Source organism: Planctomycetaceae bacterium (genome assembly GCA_021371795.1).
In the GTDB taxonomy this organism is placed as follows: Bacteria; Planctomycetota; Phycisphaerae; order Sedimentisphaerales; family UBA12454; genus UBA12454.
The window spans coordinates 23581-48162 of the sequence record JAJFVK010000007.1; the positions used below are offsets into that span (position 1 = coordinate 23581).

The 24582-nt window shown below is 42.7% G+C and carries 18 protein-coding genes and 1 CRISPR repeat array (1 of these 19 only partly in view); of the genes, 7 read left to right on the plus strand and 11 right to left on the minus strand.

Annotated elements, in window-relative coordinates:
* Nucleotides 1-15: 15 nt before the first annotated feature.
* From LLF92_03595 to ruvX, 5 genes are all read left to right on the plus strand, one after another.
* Complete coding sequence (locus tag LLF92_03595) at nt 16-1818, plus strand: hypothetical protein (GenBank protein MCE5340195.1); 1803 nt, start codon at nt 16-18, stop codon at nt 1816-1818.
* Complete coding sequence (locus LLF92_03600; protein MCE5340196.1) at nt 1815-3986, plus strand: UvrD-helicase domain-containing protein; 2172 nt, start codon at nt 1815-1817, stop codon at nt 3984-3986. The genes LLF92_03595 and LLF92_03600 overlap by 4 nt, the downstream gene beginning before the upstream one ends.
* A gap of 9 nt (nt 3987-3995) precedes the next feature.
* Nucleotides 3996-5402 carry a glucose-6-phosphate isomerase gene (locus tag LLF92_03605; GenBank protein MCE5340197.1) on the plus strand — a complete coding sequence of 469 codons (1407 nt, stop codon included), beginning with the start codon at nt 3996-3998 and terminating at the stop codon, nt 5400-5402.
* Between the two features lie 173 nt (nt 5403-5575).
* Nucleotides 5576-6664 (plus strand): NTP transferase domain-containing protein, encoded by a 1089-nt coding sequence (locus LLF92_03610; protein ID MCE5340198.1) that lies wholly within the window; start codon nt 5576-5578, stop codon nt 6662-6664.
* Nucleotides 6664-7077: a Holliday junction resolvase RuvX gene (ruvX, locus tag LLF92_03615; protein MCE5340199.1), complete on the plus strand. Its 414-nt coding sequence runs from the start codon at nt 6664-6666 to the stop codon at nt 7075-7077. Before LLF92_03610 ends, ruvX begins: the two co-directional genes overlap by 1 nt.
* A gap of 1 nt (nt 7078) precedes the next feature.
* Here ruvX and cysK read toward each other — a convergent pair whose 3' ends face one another.
* The 10 genes from cysK to nusA all read right to left on the minus strand — a co-directional run bounded on the left by cysK (nt 7079) and on the right by nusA (nt 17671).
* Nucleotides 7079-8002 carry a cysteine synthase A gene (gene cysK / locus LLF92_03620; protein MCE5340200.1) on the minus strand — a complete coding sequence of 308 codons (924 nt, stop codon included), beginning with the start codon at nt 8000-8002 and terminating at the stop codon, nt 7079-7081.
* A 17-nt stretch (nt 8003-8019) separates the two neighbouring features.
* Complete coding sequence (locus LLF92_03625) at nt 8020-9312, minus strand: O-acetylhomoserine aminocarboxypropyltransferase/cysteine synthase (GenBank protein MCE5340201.1); 1293 nt, start codon at nt 9310-9312, stop codon at nt 8020-8022.
* A gap of 11 nt (nt 9313-9323) precedes the next feature.
* On the minus strand, nt 9324-10178 hold the full coding sequence (locus LLF92_03630; protein MCE5340202.1) for a DUF3034 family protein: 855 nt from the start codon (nt 10176-10178) through the stop codon (nt 9324-9326).
* A gap of 124 nt (nt 10179-10302) precedes the next feature.
* A complete protein-coding gene (locus LLF92_03635; GenBank protein MCE5340203.1) occupies nt 10303-10497 on the minus strand; it encodes a YezD family protein in 195 nt (64 codons plus the stop codon).
* Nucleotides 10498-10615: 118 nt separating this feature from the next.
* Entirely contained in the window at nt 10616-11368 is a 753-nt protein-coding gene (locus LLF92_03640) for a YebC/PmpR family DNA-binding transcriptional regulator (GenBank protein ID MCE5340204.1), read from the minus strand.
* Between the two features lie 104 nt (nt 11369-11472).
* On the minus strand, nt 11473-12348 hold the full coding sequence (gene hisG, locus LLF92_03645; protein MCE5340205.1) for an ATP phosphoribosyltransferase: 876 nt from the start codon (nt 12346-12348) through the stop codon (nt 11473-11475).
* 155 nt (nt 12349-12503) lie between these two features.
* Nucleotides 12504-13169, minus strand: coding sequence for a hypothetical protein (locus LLF92_03650; GenBank protein ID MCE5340206.1), 666 nt, complete (start codon nt 13167-13169; stop codon nt 12504-12506).
* A gap of 2 nt (nt 13170-13171) precedes the next feature.
* Complete coding sequence (rbfA, locus tag LLF92_03655) at nt 13172-13579, minus strand: 30S ribosome-binding factor RbfA (GenBank protein ID MCE5340207.1); 408 nt, start codon at nt 13577-13579, stop codon at nt 13172-13174.
* Nucleotides 13580-13587: 8 nt separating this feature from the next.
* Nucleotides 13588-16257 (minus strand): translation initiation factor IF-2, encoded by a 2670-nt coding sequence (infB, locus tag LLF92_03660; protein MCE5340208.1) that lies wholly within the window; start codon nt 16255-16257, stop codon nt 13588-13590.
* 172 nt (nt 16258-16429) lie between these two features.
* Entirely contained in the window at nt 16430-17671 is a 1242-nt protein-coding gene (gene nusA, locus LLF92_03665) for a transcription termination factor NusA (GenBank protein MCE5340209.1), read from the minus strand.
* Nucleotides 17672-18601: 930 nt separating this feature from the next.
* On the opposite strand from nusA, the gene cas9 reads away from it, so the two are divergent.
* Entirely contained in the window at nt 18602-22135 is a 3534-nt protein-coding gene (gene cas9 / locus LLF92_03670; GenBank protein ID MCE5340210.1) for a type II CRISPR RNA-guided endonuclease Cas9, read from the plus strand.
* A 34-nt stretch (nt 22136-22169) separates the two neighbouring features.
* On the plus strand, nt 22170-22472 hold the full coding sequence (gene cas2 / locus LLF92_03675) for a CRISPR-associated endonuclease Cas2 (GenBank protein MCE5340211.1): 303 nt from the start codon (nt 22170-22172) through the stop codon (nt 22470-22472).
* Here cas2 and cas1 read toward each other — a convergent pair.
* Entirely contained in the window at nt 22469-23377 is a 909-nt protein-coding gene (cas1, locus tag LLF92_03680; protein MCE5340212.1) for a type II CRISPR-associated endonuclease Cas1, read from the minus strand. The genes cas2 and cas1 overlap by 4 nt on opposite strands.
* A gap of 115 nt (nt 23378-23492) precedes the next feature.
* A CRISPR array of direct repeats spans nt 23493-24582; the repeat unit is 36 nt; unit sequence ATTGTATTTGAGATTGCTTGAACTGTCAACTATAAC (it continues 67 nt past the right edge of the window).

Sequence of the window (24582 nt, forward strand, 5' to 3'; positions counted from 1 at the left end):
AAACTCAAAACTGATATGCGGCTTCGTGATATTACAATTTGTATTTTTTGTGTGCTTGCCGCAGCAGGTTTGTTCTTTGTCGGTTCGCAGAGACTCGACAGTATTAACGCGCAGCGCAGCGAAATGAAATTAGTTATGAATGAGCCGCTCGAAAACGCGCCGCCTTCGCTTGCGTTCGCGACGGTTGCCTTGGGGGCTTTTCGCGGACTTATCGTCGATGTGCTCTGGATTCGCGCAGACCAGTTGAAGGAAGACGGTAAATTCTTCGATGCCAAACAGCTTGCCGAATGGATTACTATGCTTCAGCCTCGTTTTGCGAAAGTATGGGATTTCCACGGCTGGAATATGGCGTACAATATTTCGGTTAGCATTCCCGCAAGCCGGCCGCAGGAACGATGGCAGTGGGTTAAAAATGGTTACGAGCTTATCAGAGATAAAGGCATACCGACAAATCCGAAAAACATAGACCTCTATCGTTCCATTGCGTGGATTTTCCAGCACAAAATCGGAAACGTTATGGACGATTGCCACAAGTATTATAAGCTTCAGCTTTATCATGCGATCAAACCTATGCTCGGCGATGAGACACAGGAATATTACATTAAACTTGCCGCTGCACCGCAAAATATTGATGAGGTTCTGACTGACCCATGCACAGTAAAATTTCTCAATGAGCTTGCTGAAACCGACCCGGCGTTCTCAAAGAAAGATGAAGTTGTAGATATTTATCTTACGCTTCGCTTGCTGCCGGCAAAATTCCCGGAAAAGAGTTTCGCTGTAATAGACAGATACAGAGGCACAAAAACGCTTGAAGATTTCGATATATTTGCAAAAGCGTATTATTTGAGAAAGACATGGAAGCTTGAGCCGGATTTGATGGTTGAGTTGAACGAAAAATTTGGGCCGATTGATTATAAAGACCCGAATAAGGTAATTCCGCTGGATTGGACACAGGCTGATGTGCATGCGATGTATTGGGCGGCGCTCGGGCTGAAAAAAACCGGCCAAGAGGGATATTCTTTCGAGGAGTTGAGTACCGACAGAATAATTTTTCACGGTATTCAGAATCTATATACCCGTGGAAAAATGATAATTTATACTTCAAATGTGCCTTCAAAAGAAGACCCGAATACAATAACGCAGCAGGAAAGTGTGTTTCTGTATCCTGACTTGAGATTTTTCGACAGATACGACAATTTGCTGCGCGGATTGATGGATAAATATCGCAAGCTCGGTCAGGATAATGAGATATTGGAAGTGCCGCACAGAAATTTGCTCAAACGAGCGGTTCTGCTGTTCTATCAGGCAGGCCATCAGGACAAGGCTTTGCAGATTTATAATACTCTGCGAAAAGACTATCCACACGACCAGGAAATTATGACAGCGACATCGTTGAATGATTACGCCAGAACGAGAATGTTGAACGAACTGAAAGATATGGGGCTTTCCGACGCGACAGAAATTATTACGTTAATGCTGCACGAAGGGTATGCTCGTTATGCCGTTCACGACGACGACGAGGCTTACGGCAGAGAAAAAATGGCACAGGAAGTTTACGATTATTATGTAAAACAATATCACGATGAGGGCGTTGACAGAGTGATGTTGCCGCCGTACGATACTTTAAAATATATCGGTTTGAGCAGCTTTTTGAACGATGCAAGATACCCTGAAGATATGCGATTGAATCTTGTTCAGAGAATAAAGGTTGAACGACCGGATGTATATGAGAAAATGAAATCGCAGGAAGAAGCGATAATAAACCAAATGGAACAGCAGCAGAAACAACAGCAGGAGCAGCAAGGTCAGCAGCAATGATGAACATACAGCCTCGGATTATGGATAATCTTACCGAATCTCAAAAAAGGGCCGTTTTACACAAAGACGGTCCTTTACTCGTTATAGCAGGCCCAGGCAGCGGCAAAACTCGCGTTATAACCCATCGCATCGCGGCATTGGTGCAGCAGGGCGTAATGCCCGGCAACATTTGCGCCGTTACGTTTACAAACAAAGCGGCCGAAGAAATGCGGCAAAGAGTTCATGCGATGGATGTCCCGCGCGGAGTGCACGTCAGCACGTTTCATTCGCTGTGCGTCAGGATTTTACGCAAGTATAACGAAGCCGCCAAAATCGCTCCGTCGTTCAGCATTTTTGATACGTCCGACCAGAAAAAATGTATTAAGGAAGCGGTTAAGAACGCCGAGCTTGAACTAAAAACTTTTCCCGCATCTGCGATGCTGGAAACTATTTCGCGTTTGAAAAATAATCTTGAGGATGTAAAAGCGTTCGAGCAGCGAAGTCAGGGCGATTTCTTTTCGCAGTGTGTTTTTAAGATATATAAAAATTATCAGAAGATTCTCGAAAGAAATAATGCGATGGACTTTGACGATTTGCTTCTTAAGACGGCGTTTCTGCTGAAAGATAACGCAGAGATAAGAAAACAGCTCAACGAGCATTATAAGTATCTGATGGTTGACGAATATCAGGATACCAACCACGCACAGTATCAGATTGCCAAAGGTCTTTCCTCACTACATGGTAATATCTGCGTAACAGGCGACCCCGACCAATCCATCTACGGCTGGCGCGGCGCCGATATTGGTAACATCCTTGCGTTTGAAAAAGACTGGCCGGCTGCGACGATTATAAAGCTGGAGGAAAATTTCCGGTCTCTGCCGGGCATTCTCGAAATTGCTGATAAACTTATCGTATCGAACAAAAGCAGAAAACTGAAAAAACTTGTACCGGTTCATCAGGGCAAGGCTGATATAAAAGCCGAGTGCCTTGAAGACGAACAGGCAGAAGCGTCATTTATCGCCGGCCACATCGGCGGCCTTCTCGCCAATGGCACAGCTCCGAATCAGATTGCCATTTTCTACCGCGTAAACTCGATGAGCAGGGCTATTGAAGAATCGTTCATTCTGAACAAAATCCCGTACCAGATAGTCCGCGGCGTGGAATTTTACAACCGCAGGGAAATCAAGGATATGCTCGCCTATCTTCGGCTGATAGTAAATCCGTCCGATGACCAGGCGTTTACGCGAATCGTCAACACACCCGCAAGAGGTATTGGCCCGACGACTGTGTCGAGACTTGAGTCTTTCGCAGCGGTGAATAATATCAGCATTTTTCAGGCGGCCAAAGATTGTTCGCACGTTCAAGCGTTGACAGAATCGGCCAGAACAAAACTCAAAGTCTTCGTGAAGATGATGGAAGACTTTACGAAAGAAAAAGAATCGCCGACTGCGGTGGTTATGGAAAATGTATTCAAGGCCAGCGGTTTATATGAATCGCTCAAAGCCGAAGCCGCTGAAGAGGATTACAGCAAGTCGCCGCCGATTGACAATGTGTATGAGTTAATTAACTCCGCAAAAAGGTTCGACGAGCAGCAGCTTGGCGGCCTTATAGAGTTTATGCAGCATATCGCGTTGTTCAGCGATACGGATACTTACGACAGCAGGAGCGGCAAAGTATCGTTGATGACGCTGCATTGCGCCAAGGGGCTTGAGTTTGACAATGTTATTATCGCCGGCCTTGAGCAGGGGCTTTTGCCGCACGAACGCAGCGTTGATAGCCCGCGAGAGCTTGAAGAGGAGCGAAGGCTGTTTTTTGTCGGCGTTACGCGAGCAAGAAAGAACTTGTGCGTAACGTTATGCCGATACAGGACTATCCACGGCCAAATTATGAGGACGATTCAGTCGCCGTTCCTTTCGGAGGCGGGGCTTTATCTGGCCGAACCAGAGCAAAAAGAATATGTTGAACAAAAAACCGGCCTGGATTATGATACTTCCGACAGCCAACTGCCGGAATATGAAATCGGGTTCAAGGAAGGGCAGCTTGTTTCGCACAAAAAATTCGGCACAGGCCGAATCCGCAAGATTCATAACCTGTCCGCCGATAGCGTTGTAGAGGTCGAGTTTAGAAATGGAATGGTTAAGCAGTTAATGCTTAAATACGCGAATTTAACGATTATTGGAAATAATTAGGAGTCATATATGGAAAATCCGCAGGTAAATTTTTACTATAAAAACGTTACGGACAGCGTGCTCGGCAAAGAACACGGCATAACAAAAAAGCAATTCAGTCAGCTCGCCAAAAAGACCCAGCCCTGCATCGTTGAGCTTAACAATCAGCGAAAGGCCGGCAAAGTTCGTTACAGGGATTTGCCGTATCAGACCGATACCGTTAGACAAGTCAAAGCAATCGCCAAACAAGTCAAAGGCTGCGAAAATTTCGTAGTTCTCGGAATCGGCGGCTCGGCACTCGGCAATATAGCTCTGCAAACCGCGTTGAATCCGTATATGTATAATCTTGACGACAAGCAGCGAAAAGGCCCAAGACTTTTCGTGATGGATAATGTTGACCCCGTGCAGATGAAGTCGTTCTTTGATTGGATTGGCGGCAGACTCGACAACACCGTTTTCAATGTTATCAGCAAATCCGGCAGAACAGCCGAGACTGCTTCGCAGTTTATGACCGTTTGCAATATGCTCGAAAAAAAATTGGGCGCGAAAAAATTAAAAGAACAGGTTGTCGCCACAACAGACCTAAAGCACGGCACACTCCGCAAAATTACCGATGAGTACGGCTTCCGGAGTCTGGAAGTTCCGGATGGCGTTGGCGGCAGATTCAGCGTTTTGAGCGCAGTTGGCTTATTGAGTGCTGCTGTTTGCGGCATTAATATTGATGCGCTTTTGGCCGGTGCTGCCGATATGGACAAAAAGGTCAGCATAACAAAATTCTTTGAAAACCCCGCAGCGGTAAATGCCGCGATTAACTGGCATTATTACACAAGAGGCAAAAAAATATCTGTTATGATGCCGTACAGTTACGGCCTGAAAGATTTGTCAGATTGGTACAGACAGTTATGGGCTGAAAGTCTCGGCAAGACAAATGATGTAAAGGGCAAAAAAGTTTTCGTTGGCCCCACCCCTGTAAAAGCTCTCGGCGCCACCGACCAGCACAGTCAGGTTCAGCTTTACCGTGAAGGACCGAACGATAAATTGTTTACATTACTGTCGGTAAAGGAATTCGGCAGCGATGTAACGATTGGCAAGGCTCCGAAAGTCGCGCCGGAATTGGCGGTTCTTTCAGGACACAAGATGAGCAAGCTTATTAATAGTGAAAAAATCGGAACGGAATACGCTTTGATATTTGACAAGCGTCCGTGCCTGACAGTTGAATTTGAAAAGGTTACGCCGTATACTATAGGCCAGTTCATATATCTCTTTGAGGCGACTACATCGATAGCGGGTCTGCTGTTTAATATTAACGCGTATGACCAGCCGGCTGTTGAACTTGGCAAAGACGCGACGCTTGCGCTGATGGGCAGCAAAGATTACGCTAAATTAGCGAAAAAAATTAAACCGTTTGAAAAAATGGATAGTCGTTTTGTGATATAAGAAATAGGACTATCTCTAAAAAATAAAAATCAGAGCCATGAGCGTTGGAGCCGCAGCGGAAACCCATAAGCGAAGCGGGGTCAGCGATTGGTAAAAAAACGAATTTATCGTGTTTGATAGTAAATTTTAGAGATACCCATAATTTTTTCGACCAAAGTGAAAAGGAATCGAATATGCGATTTGCGGTTATAATGGCAGGTGGCACCGGCAAAAGGCTTTGGCCTTTGAGCAGGGAGAGCAGACCAAAACAGGTTCTCAAACTGATTGAAGGCGACACGCTTTTGCACGGATGTTTTCAGCGTGTGAACAGTCTGTTCGACCTTCGCAATATCATTGTACTCACCAACAAAGGTTATTCTGATATTGTGCGTGAAAACCTTTCGGAGATTCCTTACGATAATGTTATTGCCGAGCCGGAAGTCCGCGACACTGCCGGTGCGATTGGCCTTGCCGCCGCGGTGCTTTCAAGATTCGACCCAGATGCTACTATGGCGGTGGTAACAGCCGACCAGATTATCAAACCGACAGAAGTTTTCAATCGCGCATTGAATGACGCGATGAATTTCGTCGAGAAAAATCCCAAAGCGCTTGTTACGTTCGGCATTCAGCCGTCGTTTCCGAACACGCAGTTGGGTTACATAAAATTAGGCAAATGCCAAAAGTGCACGGATTTTAATAACGAGATTTATTGCGTAGAGGCGTTCAAGGAAAAGCCCGATGCGCAAACTGCCAAAGAGTATCTTTCGACAGGGCAGTACTGCTGGAATTCAGGTCTTTTTGTCTGGAAGGCGAAAAGAATACTCGAATTGCTTTATGAAAAGTTGCCGCAGTGCAAAAAGCCCTTGCAGACGATTCAGGCTGCATGGGGCGGCCACAATCAGGAAGAAATCCTTGCCGAGGCATTTGTAAAGTTGCCGAAAATCAGCATTGATTTTGCCGTTATGGAAAAAGCGCCAGATGTCCACGCGATAAAGCTGAATTGCCAGTGGCTCGATATGGGGTCGTTCTCTGCGCTTGCGGACATTACAAAGTCCGACCCAAATGGAAATATTGTCGTGGCCGAGCAGAGCGAAGTATTGGACTGCAAGGACAGCATCATCGTTACCGAAGATAAAAAGCATCTCATTGCGACGATTGGCCTGAAAAATATGGTCGTTGTTCACAGTCCGGACGCGACATTCGTTTGTCCAATAGAAGAAATTGGAAAGTTGAAGGATTTGCTCAATACCATCAAGGAACACGGCAAAGAGCGGTATTTATAATGCGTTTCTTGTGTATTGATTTTGGCGATAAACGAACAGGATTGGCAATTTGCGACGGCGATGAAATTCTCGCAAGTCCTTTGCAGGTTATTGAGGGGCAAAAAACTCTGCATGATGAAATCCTGAAAATCGCGAAAGAAAATCAGGTTGAGGGATTGGTCTTTGGTTTGCCGTTGAATATGGATGGCAGCGAAGGCGACAGGGCAGTGATGACCAGAAAATTCGCTGGCGCAATCAAATCGCGAACAACTCTGCCGATATACTTTCAGGACGAAAGACTTTCCACTTATGCCGCAGGCGATAAACTTGCCCAAACCGGCCTGACGCACAAACAGAAGAAAAATAAAATCGACGCTATTGCCGCGGCAGAAATCCTAAAAAATTTCATCGAGAAAAGAAAAACTCAAGAATAAATTATTGAAACAGCCACGTTGAAAGATACCTTTCGCCCGTATCCGGCAGAATCACAACTATCAATTTACCTTTATTTTCCATTCTTTTAGCGATTTCAAGAGCCGCCCACAACGCTGCGCCTCCTGAAATACCTGCCAGAATACCGTCTGTTTTTGCCAGAAGCCTTGCTGTTTGGCCTGCATCGTCATCTTTTACGCGAACGATTTCGTCGATAATGTCTTTGTTCAATACTTGCGGGACAAAACCTGCGCCGATGCCTTGGATTTTGTGCGGACCGGCTTTTCCTTCCGAAAGCACCGGCGAAGTGTCCGGCTCAACGGCAATTGCTTTGAAACTCTTTTTTCGCTTCTTGATTACTTCTGATATGCCGGTAATTGTACCGCCTGTCCCAACACCCGCGACAAGAAAGTCGATTTTGCCGTCAGTGTCATTCCATATTTCTTCTGCGGTGGTTTTGCGATGTATTTCAGGATTTGCCGGATTGTTGAACTGATGCGGTATAAAGCTGTTTGGCGTACTTTTCGCTAATTCTTCTGCCTTGGCTATCGCTCCACTCATTCCTTTGAGGCCTTCAGTCAGCACAAGTTCTGCGCCGAAAATTTTCAGTAGTTGCCGTCGTTCCTGGCTCATAGTTTCCGGCATTGTAAGTATCAGTTTGTAACCTCTTGCCGCAGCCGCAAACGCCAAAGCGATTCCTGTATTACCGCTTGTCGGCTCGATAATTACAGAGTCTTTGTGCAGCAGTCCATTCTTTTCTGCGTCTTCGATTAATGCGATACCTAATCTGTCCTTGACGCTTGAGAGCGGATTGAACGATTCAATTTTGGCCAGAATTGTTGCGTTCAGACCTTCAGCAATTTTATTCAGCCTGACCAAAGGCGTATTACCGATGGTTTTCGTTATGTCATCAAATATTTTTGCCATTTTTGTTCTCCAAAATATTATGCTTTCTCCAGAGCTTGATTAATGTCGGCGATAATATCGTCGATGTGTTCAATGCCGACAGACAGACGAATAAAGTCGGGCGTTACACCGGTTGCCAGTTGTTCTGCTGGCGAAAGCTGCTGATGCGTCGTTGTCGCAGGATGAATAGCCAGAGTCTTCGCATCGCCGACATTTGCAAGATGTGAAATAAGATCGAGTGAATCAATGAATTTTTTACCTGCTTCAAGACCGCCTTTGATTCCGAATCCCAAAATCGCACCGGCACCTTTCGGCAGATATTTTTTTACTCTGTCTTTTTCAGGACTCGATGAAAGACCCGGATAATTAACCCACGAAACTTTGGGATGTTTCTTCAGATAATTAGCGACAGCCATCGCGTTTTCAGAGTGTCTTGGCAGTCTTAGATGTAATGTTTCAAGTCCCTGCGTAAACAGGAAAGAGTTGAAAGGAGAAAGGGCGGGCCCTAAATCACGTAAAAGCGTTACTCTTGCTTTGATGATATAAGCAATATTACCTAATGGTTTAAGAGCTTCGACAAAATTGATGCCGTGATAACTCGGTTCCGGTTCCGCAATAAGCGGGAATTTTCCATTCGTCCAGTCGAATTTTCCCGAATCTACGATGAGTCCGCCAACAGATGTTCCATGACCGCCGATAAATTTGGTCGCTGAATATACAACAATATCAACTCCAAAATCTATTGGCCGCAAAAGGTAAGGCGAAACAGTGTTATCCAAAACAAATGGAATGCCGTTTTTGTGAGCGACATTTGCGAGGCCTTCCAAATCAGCGACATCCAATTTCGGATTGCCGATGGATTCAGCATAGATAGCTTTTGTTTTTGGTGTGATTGCTTTTTGAAAAGCGGCCAAATCGTTTGATTTGACAAAATTTACCTTTATGCCAAACCGTGCGAATGTGTAATGGAGCAGATTGTAAGTGCCGCCATAAAGATTGTCTGCGGAAATAATTTCATCACCTGCCTGTGCGATGTTGAGCAAAGCAAGTGAAATTGCCGCTTGTCCGCTTGCTGTTGCAAGAGCGCCGACTCCGCCGTCAATAAGTGCGATGCGTTTTTCAAGCACATCCGTCGTGGGATTCATCAGACGCGTATAAATATTGCCGAATTCCCGCAGGCCGAAAAGATTCGCTGCGTGATCGCTGTTTTTAAATTGATACGAGGTTGTCTGGTAAATCGGAACAGCTCGTGAGCCTGTTGTCGGATCGGCTTCCTGTCCGCCGTGTAACGCTAATGATTCTATTTCCAGTTTGTGATCTACTTTACTCATTTGTTTATTCCTTAAAAAGCGTATTGTGCACTTAATACAATTCCGTCACCGAGTCCGACTGCCGGACTTCCCGTACGGTTTCCTGTTACTACATAAGCCGCGACAAGCGACAAATCTTTAGTTATAAACCACGCAACATGTGCATCCCAGTAGTCTGCGTTTTTGAAATCGCTGAATTGTGCTCCCTGCCGGTATTCAACGCCCACGGCAACGTTCTTCAGCGGCAATACATCGATATTGCCGAAGAGAACTTCATCACGTTCGTCATCGAATCCCAAAACGCCCAGCACACGGCCTTTAGTCGAAAGCAAACCGCCGGATATCAAAACAGGTTTCGGCAGTGATTTAATCATTTTGGTCGCGACTATGTAGAAATCTAATCCTGAATTCTCAACACCTGCCGGCGTGTCGTAATCCGTATGCTTCGCGACGGCACCAATTGAAATCGCAGGAGCAAAACTCCAGTCATTAAAATTTTCTTCAAGCAAAAGCAATTTGGTGCCTATATTATGCTTTTGTATATCCTGAAAACTTGTCGAAATATTTTCAAACCCATAAGAAACTTCCAGTCGATTAAAAAATGTTTGAGCTATACCGACTGTTGACCAGTCAATTTTGCTTTGTCTTAAATTTACATACCAGGTTCCAATTTGGGGTTTACTTGTGATGACATCATCGAGCGAAAATTTACCATGGAAATTTGGCTCTGCATCTTTTGTTTTATTACCCGCGGTGTACGCAAGGGGGTTGAACGCCACACCGCCGACACCTTCAAGGTTGTTTAACGGGACGCCCGCGTAAGTTGAAGTTGAACTTATTAAAATTAACCACGTTGCTGTTGTAAAAAATGTTAATAATCGTTTCATCTGGAATACTCCTTAAAATAAAAATGTTCTTCATGTTTGCAGGATTTCCAGATGACTGGTTGACCCGTTATTATTGCTTATATTTTGTTTTGTCCTGCGGGTTACCGCTTGGATGAATTAGTTATCAGATGCCGCCTCCTTTCTCAATATTCCAATAATCATCATATCTTTTCCGTTCAGTTATTTCGATTTGCACTATTTTCGCATCGTGAACCTTGATTAATACATTCCCATAATCAAGCCCTGCGATAGAAGATGCAATTTCTTTTACAATAGCTTCGTTCGTCGAATATTCAGTTTTTCTATTAGTTTGGTTCATATATCCTATTATTCCTATGGTATTAATGGGGATTATATACAATTGCAAAAAAACTGTCAAACACTTTTTCGTAAAAATATTTGACAGTTTATAAGTTACTTAAATATAAGAAGTTATGTTATCCTTGTGCTTTTTCGATAATATCGTCTGGAATATCAAAGTTCGCGTAAACGTTCTGGACGTCATCATTTTCTTCGAGTTCATCAATCAAAGCGAGAATCTTTTTTGCCGCCACTGGATCGTTTATTGGTATGGAATTTTGCGGAATCATTGATATTTCGCTGCTCTGAACCGGTATCTTTTTGTCATCAATTGCTTTTTTCAAATTTTCATAAGCGGCCTGCTCGCAGGTTATCTCGTAGGCTTCGCCGGTGTTCTGCATATCCTCTGCGCCCGCAGAAAGGACCAGTTCCATCAATTCGTCTTCGTCTGCGTCTTTGGTCAATACGTGAATCATCCCTTTTTTGCTGAACATATAGCTTACGCATCCGGTTGAGCCTAAAGAGCCGCCGTGATGGTCGAAAATTTTTCTGACTTCAGGCCCAGTTCGATTGCGATTGTCGGTCAATGCTTCGGCTATTATAGCCACGCCGCCGTGTGCATAGCCTTCATAAAAAATGGGAACGAAGGCGATATTATCGCCGCCGCCGGCGCCTTTTTTCACAGCCTTTTCGATTGTGTCCTTGGGCATATTTGCCTGTTTGGCTTTATCGATAGCGTAACGCAGTGCAAGATTTTGCCCGGGGTCAGGCCCGCCGTTTTTGGCGGCAACGATAATTATACGTGCAATCTTGCTCCATACTTTCCCGCGTTTTGCGTCGTTAGCGGCTTTTTTATGTTTGATTCCTGCCCAGTGTGAATGTCCTGACATAAATATTCGTCCCTAATTTAATTTTTTTGTTAATCCGCGGGCAAGTGCTTCCGAATAACACATGCCGTTTCATCGCGGAAATTTACTACCCTGAAGGGTAACCATTAATGTATAACTTTATTTAAGGGATAAGTAATAATTCCAGAAGCGCCTGCCCGTTTGAGTTTAGGCACAATATTTCTTTCGGTTATTGTATCGACAACGACTTCGATCGCGACAAATTTTTCATCCGCAAGAGGTGAAACGGTAGGGCTTTTTTCAGCAGGCAAAATGCCGAGCACTTCTTTAAGCTTGCTTTTTGGAGCGTTCATTTTCAGACCGACGGTTGTTTTAGCGTCAATCGCTGCGTTTAATAAAATTGAAATGTTTTCAATTTTTTCGCGTTTGAATTTGTTTTTCCACGCTTCTTTGTTGGCGATAAATTTTGTTCTTGAGGTAAGCAGGGTGTCGATGATACGCAGATTGTTAGCCTTGATACTTGAACCTGTTTCTGTCAGTTCAACGATAGCGTTGACTAATCTTGCCTTGACTTCTGTTGCACCCCAGCTAAATTCAACTTTGACTTTAATGCCTTTTTTCTTGAAGTATTCTTTTGTTGCTCCGACAAGTTCTGTTGCGACAATGCCGCCTTCGAGGTCTTCGGCTTTTTTCACTTTTGATTCGTTCGGAACAGCCAGCACCCATCTTGCCGGATTGGAAGTCGCCTTGCTGTATCGCAGTTCGCAAATTTCGTGTACGTTTGATTTGTTTTCGAGAATCCAGTCGTATCCTGTGAAGCCTGCATCGAGAACGCCGTCTTCAACGTATCGGCTCATTTCCTGTGCACGGAGCATAATAAGACTAATCTGCTCGTCGTTGATGCGGGGGAAATAGCTTCTTTCATAACCGGTTATACTAAAGCCCGCTTTTTCAAAAAGTTCAAACGTGGCCTTTTCAAGGCTTCCCTTCGGGATGCCGAGTTTGAGAATCTGCTCTGACATATTTACTCCTATTATACGGATTTCAAAAATTTCTCCGCGAAGCGTCCCTTTGGGAGCGCTGTCCTCCGCGGCGCCAGTCCCCGCAGGGGGTTAAAGCGAAGCGGGCAGCGAAGTTACAAACTTCACGACGCGCGAGTGATAATACCAATTGGTATTTAAACTGTTTTTGGTTTAGATATTTTCTTTTCTTCGGCCAGAATCTGCGAGGCTTTCGGATTTGCCAGTTCGCTGTCGTGCCGGATTACTTCATAGAACGTGTAGGCTTCAGAAGCGGAAACCTGTTTTTCTATAAACGATATGATTTGTTTGTCGTCCCACTGCGGGTCAACTAATTCATAAGTTTTAAAATACTCAATCATTTTATCCGTAAGCGGAACAGCGTGATTGTTTACAAATGTAAGATATATGAAATTTTTTACGAAATCCGTCAGGCCGCCGATTTTTTCGAGGGCTTCTTTGACGCCCTTTTTGCCTGCGCCAACGATATTTTCAGCGACAAGGCTGTCGTGTTTTTGAAACAACGCGTTGAGCATAGCGATTACTTTAGCTGCCGCCTTGTCTGCGTCGCTGATGTCGCTGCCGATAACGCTGACAATTTCTTCAGTCCTGGCTACGCGTAAATCGTTGAAGTCAACGAAGTGCGATTGAATTTTCTTTAACGCACTCTTAGCGGCCGATTCAGTGCAGTCCTGACAAAGCGAGGCAAAAACCATAGCTTCAATCAGGTCTTCGTGCGCAGCTTTTTTCGGTTTTTCAGCGCCTTTTTTAAGGATGCCAAACAGTTTTTTTATTTTCTGTGAGTATTGCGGCGTTTTTTTCATTTTTATTTTTCTTCTGTTTCTTCTGATTCTTCTGCTTCTTCTATTTCCTGTTCTATATTAAGTTCTTTAGAGACTTCATTGATAAGTCTCATCGTTTCCATTGTTTTCTTGAGCCTTTCATCCAAATGGAAGTAAAGGTGCGGGCAGTATCTTGACTCGATATAATCGCCCAGCAGCGCCTGAATTCTGCCTGCCGCATGCTGAATAGCGGTAAAGGAAAGCCGTTGCTTCGTATCGTTTTCCGCCATGATACTAATGAACACTTCAGCGCTTTTCATGTCAGGTTGCGGCCTGACTTCTGTTACACTTATAAAACCTTCGATGCGAGGGTCCTGCAGGTGATTATTGATAATATCGCTAACCGCTTCCTTAATAACACGAGCCATTCTTTCTTGTCTGCGACTTGGCATATTCGACCTTAAATTGTCCTTTGTACTTTAACTATTTCATAGACCTCGAAGATGTCGCCTTTTTTGACATCGTCGAAACCGGCAATCTTTATGCCGCATTCAAGTCCTGTTCCAACTTTCTTGACATCGTCCTTGAAATGTTTCAGCGATTCAACCTGACAATTATCTCGCATAATCACACCATCGCGAATAAGTCTGATATGTGCGTTTCGGTTGACTTCACCCTGTTCGACATAACAGCCGGCGATAGTGCCAATGCTCGGAATTTTGAACGTATCGCGAACGGAAGCCTTGCCGAGACTGTTGATTTTTTCTTCAGGTTCAAGCAGACCGGACATAGCTTTCTTGAGGTCGTCTGTGATCTTATAAATGATGCTGTATAATCGTACATCAACGCCTTTTGACTCGGCGATTTTAGATGCCTTGTCATCCGGCACAACATTGAAACCGATAACGATAGCGTTTGATGCTTCTGCCAGAACAACATCGCCTTCAGTGATGGCGCCGACTGCCGCGTGCAGAATCTTGATGCCAACTTCAGACGTGCTTAATTCGGAGAGATATTTCATAAGAACGTCAACAGAACCCTGAACATCGGCACGGATGATAATATTGACTTCTTTTGTTTTGCCCGCTTCGATTTGACTGAAGAGGTTTTCCATTGTAACCAGCGAACGCGTCGCAAGAGCGGCTTTGCGGGATAAATCCTTTTTCTCTTCGGCAGCCATCTTTGCGCGATTTATATCGCTCAAGCAGTAAAATTTGTCGCCTGCCTGCGGTACTGTATTCAGGCCGGATACTTCGACAGGTGCTGCGCTGATTGCCGAGTTGATGGATTTGCCTGCGCTGTCTCTTAATGTTCTGATTCGGCCGTAGCTTCCGCCGGCCAGAATGATATCGCCTTTTTTAAGTATGCCTTCTTTAATAAGCAGGGTAGCCATAGGGCCTTTTGAAGGATTCAATTTCGCTTCAACGACCCATCCTGTCGCAGGAACTGTCGGGTCTGCTTTCAGGTCGAGCACTTCAGCGGCATAATCGAGATGTTCGAGAAGTTCGTCGATGCCCGTGCCTTTTGTTGCGCTTGTTTTGACAACGTCTGTTGTTCCGCCCCATTCAGAAGGTGCAAGTTCGTATTCGGAAAGCTGGCCGTAAAGACGGTTGATGTCTAAGCCCGGCAGATCGATTTTGTTCAATGCCACGATAATATGAACGCCTGCTGCTTTGGCGTGATTGATGGCTTCTTTTGTCTGCGGCATTATTCCATCGTCCGCGGCGACAACAAGCACTGCAATATCCGTCATATTCGCGCCTCTGGCACGCATCGCTGTAAACGCTTCGTGGCCCGGTGTATCAAGGAACGTTACACGCTTTTGATTATTCTTATCGCCAAACGTCGCCTGGTACGCACCCATATGCTGCGTAATACCGCCCGCTTCACCGGCTGCAACCTGTGCAGACCTGACTTTGTCAAGCAGACTCGTCTTGCCGTGGTCAACGTGCCCAAGCATCGTAACAATCGGCGAACGCTTTTGCAGATTCGTTCTCTCGCGATTTGCGAACTCTTCGGCTATCTGCTGCTCAATTGTCAGCTTGGGCTGAATAACCAACTCCGTGCCCATATCCAGCGAGACAAGCTCGGCAACGTCGTTAGGAATCACCTGATTCGCAACGGCCATAATATTGTGTGCAATTAATCTTTCAATTATCTCCGAGGTCTTTACACAAAGAGCATTCGCTAACTCTTTCACAATCACAGGCTCTATAACAGTCGCCTTTGCCGGTTTAATCTTTGGTGCTTCGTCAGCCTGCGTTTTTTTCGTCTCAAGCTTACGCACAGGACGCAGACGCATACCTTCTCCGCCGGCGGCATCCAGTCTTGCGCGTCTTTCTTCAATGTCCCTGGACCGAAGTTTTCTTGCGGTCTTTGCCTCGCGAATCGCTTCCTCCGCACTTATCTGCGTGCCATCGTGTTTTCGACCGTGGGTTTTTTTCTTGCCCTTGGCGCCTTTTTTTGCATCGGCAATTTGCGGCGCACTTGCCAGCAGAGGTTCCGCTGCGGCCTGTTTGTACGCAGGTCGTGCCATTCTGCTTGCTGGTCTTGGACGCGGAGAATCCATCACTTCAGGTTTTTCAACTCTTATGACTCTTGGGCCGGAAAGTTTTGCCGGCTTTGGTTTTTCAAGCATCGGGCCTGCCGGTGCAACATTAGTCGGCCTTGGTGCTTTGTATATTTCAGGTGTCTGCCGGACAGTCTGCGTATTCGCAACCGGTGCGGCCGGCGGCTCTTCAACTGTTACCGGCGGCGTTTCAACTGGTGCAGGCTCAACAACCGAAACCGCTTCAACAGGCGTTTCCTGTGGCAACGGATCTGCTGTAACACCGGGCTCTTCAGCGGAAACTTCAGTGGGGGGTTCAGTGGGAGCTTGTTCTTCAGGGGCAGTCTCAACCTTTTTCTTTCGTTTGACCCTGACTTTGGCCAAATCAACCGGCGCAGCAGTTTCAACTGTAGTGCTATTCAAGCCTTCACTGAACCATTCACGAATAGTCGCGGCCAATCCGGCTGAAATAGTTGACATGTGATTCTTGATATCAAGCCCTTCAGCCTGGCATTTATCAATAATCGCCTTGCTGTTTACGCCCAATTCCTTGGCTAAAAGATGTACTCTTGTAATTGCCAATTTTGCTCCCAGTTAAATTATATTATTCAAACTGATTGAAAAATTACTTTTTCAACACAACCCTTTACGGAATATAAAGTTGTTAAAAAAGTTTTTTATATATAACAACCTCGGCCTTCAGGCCGAATCCGAAATTTTGATTTTTAATCTTTAATTTTTAATTTATATTTTATCAGCCGTTCGCTTCCTGCGATTCGCCGGTCCTTTTGAACTGCTCGTCCAAAATGGTTTCGGCAACGGTCTTCTTGTCTGTCTCGGCTGTCTGTTTTTTGGCCATCTCTTCGGCAGCGGCTATAACTTTCTGCGCCAGTTCAGGACTTATGCCGATTTCCTTAATCAGCGGGTCAACGCCGATTTCCGCCAAATCCAGAACGGAAATAACACCAAGTGCAATGAGCTTGTCAATAAACGTGTCGCTAATCCCTTCGATATCTTTCAATCCGTTTGTAAGTCTTTCAACTTCCTGATTGTATTCGTCAGGCGTAAGAATATCGATGTCCCAATCGGTTAATCGCGCGGCAAGTCTTACGTTTTGGCCATGTTTGCCGATAGCAAGGCTTAACTGGTCTTCCGGAACAACAACTGTGGCTCCGCCAAGCTCGAAGCAAAGCGCTACCTGCGAACATTTGGCAGGCATTAGCGAGTTTGCGATTAGTTCGTGCGAAGATTCATTCCATCTTACGATATCGATTTTTTCACCGCCGAGTTCGTCGACGATATTTTTAATTCTGCTGCCTCTTACGCCGACGCAGGCGCCGACGGCATCGACTTTCGGGTCGTTGGAGAGCACCGCTATTTTTGTTCGGTAACCGGCTTCACGAGCCAGCGCTTTAATCTCAATAATGCTTTCCGCAACTTCCGGCACTTCAAGCTCGAAAAGTCTGCGAATGAAATCAGGATGCGTTCTTGAAAGTATAATTTTTACCTGACTGCCGCTTTCACGAACATCAAGAATCAAACAGCGGATACGTTCGGCAACGTGATGACTTTGGCCGCTAATCTGCTCGCTTTTCGGCAGAATGGCTTCTGTTCTGTTGTTGATATTGATAATGACCGAGCCGCCTTCGAACCTGACCGCTGCGCCGCTGATAATATCGCCTTTGCGTCCGACATACTCATCGAAAACGCTCTGGCGTTCGTCGGCCTTTATTTTCTGAATCATAACCTGTTTTGCGGTCTGTGCGGGAATTCTTCCAAGCTTTTTAATGTCTATCTGTTCGCCGTCTTTATACGCTGTAATTGCACCCGTCTGTCGATCGATAGTAACCTGGATATCAGCTTCTAACTCCGCTTTGCCAAAGTACTTGCGGGCGGCAGAAACCATTGCGGATTCCAAATCAGTGAAAATGGAATCCCGGTCGATGTTCTTATCGCGAGCGATATTATCAACTATTCTTACTAATTCCTGATTCATTCAAGAGACCTTTCTTTTTTTTTAAGACCAAAAAAAAGTGGAAACTTCCACTAAACGAACGTTTCCACTTCAAAAATAACGAATTGTCAATAAGTACTAAACTACATCTACACTGCCTCCGAGTTAGATTCAGTACCTATCGCCTTCAAAGCGAAAGCGTCCTTAAACCGCGTATAAGTCCAGTGCGGCTCAACATTTGCAGCCACCGCCCTAAACACGGCTGTATATACCTATAAAAATCATAACTTGCCTTTTGTTAGACTGTTACTTCAAAGTTTTACAAAAGAAACATTATACCCGTACATAACCCTTTGTCAAACATATAAAAAGGAATATAGACAAAAACAGGAGTAAACAAGTAAACAAATGCAATTCAGTCTGCGATCTCCAACTCGCATTTATAACTAACTTGCGCTTATTTACACGCAAATTGCGCGTATTTTTACTTAAAAACACCCAACTTGCGCATATTTAAACGCAAAAACACCCAAATTACACATATTTAAGCCCAAAAAGCTTTAAAAAGCCGGTCTTTTTAACAGTTTTCGTCAACTAAATGCAACTAAATGAAAGTAAATCGCAGTGAAATAAAGTAAAATCGTTTGGAAACATAGTAAAATAAAGTGAAAAAGACAAAAGTTGTAAGGCATAAGGCATAAGTATTCAGGGTCTGATTTGTTCTTAATTTATGCGTATATTATATTGTCCAGTTTGCAGACATTTTTTTTAATCACAGAGTTTCAAGGATTTATCGTTTTTTTTAATGAAAATGCGCATAAAAAAAGGGAAAGCCGAAGCCTTCCCGCATTTTAGGGCATAAAGCCTTTATTATATGTGTTGACAATTCAAGCAATCTCAAATACACATATATTCTATAATGAGTATAGTTACGAATCGGAATTTGTCAAACTTTTTTTGGAGAGAGGAATTATGAAGTACCGCTTGTCGTTAGATATGGGTGTGGGGTCCATAGGCGCTGCCGTTCTGAAATTAGATGAGGAAAACAGGGTTTCAGAAATAGTAGATAAAGGGGTTTGTATTTTTGAGGTATCAGAAGGAGCAGAAGACCGAAGGCTCAAACGCTCGCAACGGAAAAATACTTACAGAACTAAAAAGAGAATCGATTTACTTTCCAAAGAACTTGCTCAAGCCGGGCTTTGGAGTTTAGATGAGGATGACCAGTTAGAACTGATCAAATTATCACCTTACGCAATACGTGCTCAAGGCGTAAACGGAAAACTAAATAACATTATGGAAATTGGCAGGGCAATATTGCATATAGCCAAACATCGAGGCGCCGGTTTTGTTGAGATGAACAAATTGGAATTGGAGATAGAAAAAAATAACGAAGAAATCGAAGAAGATTCAGACAAGAAAAAGAAAAAAGAACTTTCCGAATATGCCAAACTAAAAAAACATCTGGAAGAAAGCAGAGCTAAAACCGTCGGCGAATATTTTTTTATGCGAATGCACAAAGGCTATAAAAATAATAATATCACTGATGAAAATAGGAGATATGTACGCCAGAGAAAAATGGATGACAAGGTCAAAGTGGATTATGCAATACCAAGATACCTTGTCAAAGAAGAATTTAATCTGTTATGGGAAACACAATTAAAATATTATAAGCAATTAAAAAATAATGGGCTTAAAGGTAAAATTTATGACATATTATTTTATGAAAACGATTCTCGCCCTTATGCAACAGGAAATTGTATTTTCATTGAAAATGAAAAACGGCTCGCCAAAGCACACCCATTAAGTGAAAAACGCAGAATTTATGAAGCCGTCAATAACATTAGAATACAAGAGCAAAAAGAACAGCGAAAACTTAGAAAAAACGAAAGAGACAATATAATAAATGAATTACTTATGAAAGGTCAAAAGGCAGGCAAAAAATCCATCTCTGAATTATTGCCACTTGATAAAACTTTCAAAGTTGTATTGGAAGATATGATAAAGCCTTACTTGTATTCAATGCCGGAATACAAAGCGATTGATTTTCTAAATAATCTTGACGATGATAAATTAGCCGATGTTGTTGAGTTTATGTCAGAGCCAAGAAGAGATGATAAAAAGGATTATCTGTACAATGATGAAAAAGTTATTGAAATACTAAAAAATAAATTCAGTACCGATGATGAGCAGCAAATATCTCAATTAATCGCAATGCTTCCGAAAGGCAGAGGTTCATTAGGCAATACAGCAACTCTTGAAATACTCAAACTACTTGAAAAAGACGTAATTTCCATTCGAGAGGCAACGGACAAACTTGCCCAAACTGATAAACGGTTTATATCTGAAGAGGAAATAGCACGCGCGATGCAGGGCAAATATGATACGCTGCCTTACTATGGCGAAATATTAAAAACAGATACCCAACCAATTGCAGACTGGCAAAAGCAAATAAATAAATCTCTCAATCAGCAGGAGAAAGATTTTGGCAAGATTGCCAATCCAGCAGTGCACAGAATACTCAATCAACTTCGTAAGTTAGTTAATGACATAATAAGAATTTACGGCAAGCCCTATGATATAAATATCGAACTTGCAAGAGAAGTAGGAATGAGCAGCAAGAAAAAGAAAGAATATGAAACCCAACAGAAGAAAAATAAAGAGAAAAATGAAAAAGCTGTCGAATATCTTACGCATAAAGACATTCGGCTTAGAGTGACGAGTACGAATATATTGAAGTGGCGACTGGCGGAAGAACAAAACTGGAAAGATGCTTTTTCATTAGACCCGATTCACTATAGGTTCGAGGGATTTGAAATCGAACATCTAATACCGGACAGCCTCGGCGGGACGGATGCGCCTATAAACAGGGTTTTAATCAAGAGAAGCGACAATCTAAACAAGGGCAATATGTACCCTTATGAATATCTGCAAAATAAACACGGCGATAAAGTTTACGGAATCTTAAAAGAGATTCGAACCAACAAAAATATGCCTGCCGGTAAAAAATGGCGGTTTGAAAGCGATGCAAAGGAAATATTTGAAAAAGGCGAAGATACAGACAATATTACACGATATCTAACCGATACGAGATATGTTTGCAAATTAGCCGCTCGATATCTAAAAGCCATTGTTGATTACAAACAAGGCGATGAAAATAATACAAGAGTTTTAACAATCAACGGCGGGCATACAGCAAAATTAAGAAGCATTTGGAATCTTGACGGAATTGAATATGATTTGATGGGACTGAATGAAGAGGTTCCTGAATATTTGCCGGATAAAACCCATTTTGTAAATCTTGATACCGGAGAAGTTTTATATCAAGAAGAACTCGATGTTGACGGTAATTGGAAAAAATGCAACGATATAAAAAATAAACATTGGAAGAAAAAACCAAGAATAGACTACAGACATCATATCATTGATGCAATTACCATTGGTTTTGTCAGCAGAGCCGATATGCAGAAAATCAACTGGTTCGATAAAAGAGGCTATGAAATTCCATTGATGCAGTTGCCAATTCCTTTAAGCAATGGGGACAATGAAAGCAAAGCTAAACAGCTTAAAATTTTCCGAAACACCGTCATTGAAAAACTCAAAGATACAAAAGTTTATCATAAACCGGAACGCAGTAAAAATGGACAGCTCCATAAAGAAACCGCACGAGCCGCATTTATGGATAATCCGGAATGTCCCGAAGAAAAAATTACGAAATACAACAGGCCTGTTTCCGATGTTTTAAAAACAAAAGAAAATCTTAAAAACCTGTTAATAAATACAAATACCATCAAGCCTGAATGGGACAAAGATGTCGCAAGAGATGTTCAGGCAATGATAAAATTAAAGGCAGCAATAGAATCACATTTTGATGAAGCTCAATCACAGTTGGAACAGGAAAATCAACAGCTTGTCCACGATGGGAAAAAAGAAAAGAAAATCAGTGAACCTATGATATTGCAGCGTGCGTTTAAAATAGTACGCAAAAATAAAGAATACAAATATGATATTTTCCCTGAATATGAAAACAAAAAATCGTTTGTCGATGTACCAAAACATAAAGTGGTATATGACAGCGGAAATAATTATTGTCTGGATTTTTATAAGGATGATAAAGGCAATGTTGGGTGGGAATGTATTACGCTATTTGGTGTTAATCGAAAAGATTTTATACCAGAATGGAAACAAAAAGAGTTTAAGCCAATTTGGTCTTTGCACAAAGGGGACATGATCGAACTGAACACACCAGCGGAATGGAAAAAATATTCAAATAAAAAAAGGTGTTTTGCCGTTGTTGATGCTTGCCATGCTAAGCTAGGAATAACTTACCATTTAGATGCACGAGATACGATAGGGAAAAAAGATTTACAAACATTACGTGATTCTATGATACGTAGATTGGGATTTTATACAGAACATGAGGCATGTAAAATAGAACTTACACCTTTTGGCAAAATAGCAAGAAAGCATAAGAAACTTTGGGATGGCAAGAAAAAAACGACTAAATAGTTTAAGTGATTGGCATTTTATGTGGGTTTTTTGTATGTTCGATTTGCCTGTGAAAACAGAAAAGCAAATACGCCGTGCTACGGCCTTTCGGAATTTACTTTTGGATGAAGGCTTTGTAATGAAGCAGTTTTCCATCTATATAAAACCGACCGGCACATTTTCAACCGCCAGAGGACTCGTGAAGAAATTATCCTCGCTGATTCCAGATGGCGGCTTGGTATCGTTTATGTATGTTACTGACAGGCAATTCGCACTTGTTGAAAATTTCATTGGTGATATGCCAACGACAAATGAAGAAATTATCAGACGCCAAAATGAACAACTGACACTGTTTTAGTTTAAATAATTCATTGTGGGAAGATAAAGGGATTTTTCTGTCTCGGCGTAAACCCTGCTCAAAGAGGATGCGATTTTGTGCATAACCTGATTGGGCGTGGTTGTTATTTCGTCAGTTTTGATTGATTTATCGAGCAAACTTACAAGCCTTGTTTTGTTTTCTGTATCCAATTCGAAAAGGCCGTCTTTGAAAAATATTTCGTAAACTTCCATATCGACCAAAGGTCTGAATGGCTCCATCAAATCGTCCACCAAAGGCATAGAATTATTGGGATTGCAGTGTTTTATGCCGATGCTCGGATTCAGACCATAAGACACAACCGCTCTGGCCGCTGTGCTTCGCAGGATGGTATAGCCATAATTTAATAATGTGTTTATGCCCGGCTGCTCTCTGTCTCTGATAAAATCCCGGCCGAAAATTTCGGCAAAATAATGCTTCGCCGCCTGACCTTCACAATTTGTACTATCATCCGATTTTACTTCGCCGGCAAGATTCAAAAGATATTCATGTTTTTTATTTAATATTTTTAAGGCCATTGCCTGCTGTGTGATTTTAGCGATTATAATGGATTTCCAAAGTTGCTTGTTAAGAGGCTTTTTTGTTTGTGCTTGAAACATCATACGCCTGCTCTGGTGAAAATAACCGTCAAATGGCAGGACAATACTTTTAGGCAGATGTTTATTGTCGCAGAATATTACAGGAATATTTCTTTGAGCAAACTCGAGCATAACATTATGAGTATAACAAAGGTCGTATGCGTTAAAAATTACTGCCTGAATATCATCAAAAGCAACAGAGCCGATTTTTTTATCTTTCTCATAAACTCCAAGTGAACCTCTGTCTTTTTTAAGAAATCGATTTAAACCTGAAATCTCAATTATTCTGCCGCAATGGTAGGTGTTCATGTTTTGTTGCCTTTTTAAAAATGCACAAATGAAACTGCTTGGATTAAGCCCAAACCATTTTTTTTACTGCAAAAAGAGCGCAAACCCTTTCCCCACAAAGACTTTGCGCAGTGATATTGTATTTGAGATTGCTTGAACTGTCAACTATAACTCTGGATGGAAAATCTCAAGGCGTATTTATATTGTATTTGAGATTGCTTGAACTGTCAACTATAACGGATGGGGGCAGTTGCTCCGCCTAAAACAGATTGTATTTGAGATTGCTTGAACTGTCAACTATAACACGGCAGACGGGCGCATTTCGCTTCCGGCGATTGTATTTGAGATTGCTTGAACTGTCAACTATAACTAAGTGCATCCACCAATATCAACGTTAATATTGTATTTGAGATTGCTTGAACTGTCAACTATAACTAGCTTGCTTAGCTAACTCTTTTAATCGCTATTGTATTTGAGATTGCTTGAACTGTCAACTATAACAAGCTTCCGCCGCAGATGTTACCTCTATAAATTGTATTTGAGATTGCTTGAACTGTCAACTATAACCATTTGTTCTTCTGTATCGCCAAAAGCTGTATTGTATTTGAGATTGCTTGAACTGTCAACTATAACTAAGTGCATCCATACCATTCACCAATATCAATTGTATTTGAGATTGCTTGAACTGTCAACTATAACTAGTTGGTGGTTGTGAAACGTCTGCAAGCGATTGTATTTGAGATTGCTTGAACTGTCAACTATAACAACGGTGGGCAATCAACATGGCCGGTCATAATTGTATTTGAGATTGCTTGAACTGTCAACTATAACGTCGCAAGACACTAATTCATTTCCTTGCACATTGTATTTGAGATTGCTTGAACTGTCAACTATAACTACCGTTCAAGATAAAAAGCGTGCCTGATTATTGTATTTGAGATTGCTTGAACTGTCAACTATAACCATAAAAATGGGGTAATCACAGTAAACTTGATTGTATTTGAGATTGCTTGAACTGTCAACTATAACCAACCGTCGATCAGACATATAAAGATGCTTATTGTATTTGAGATTGCTTGAACTGTCAACTATAACTACAATCATGATACTTTTCTATGATTGCAGATTGTATTTGAGATTGCTTGAACTGTCAACTATAACTAAACGCGACATCTGGTTTTGTGGGTGCCAATTGTATTTGAGATTGCTTGAACTGTCAACTATAA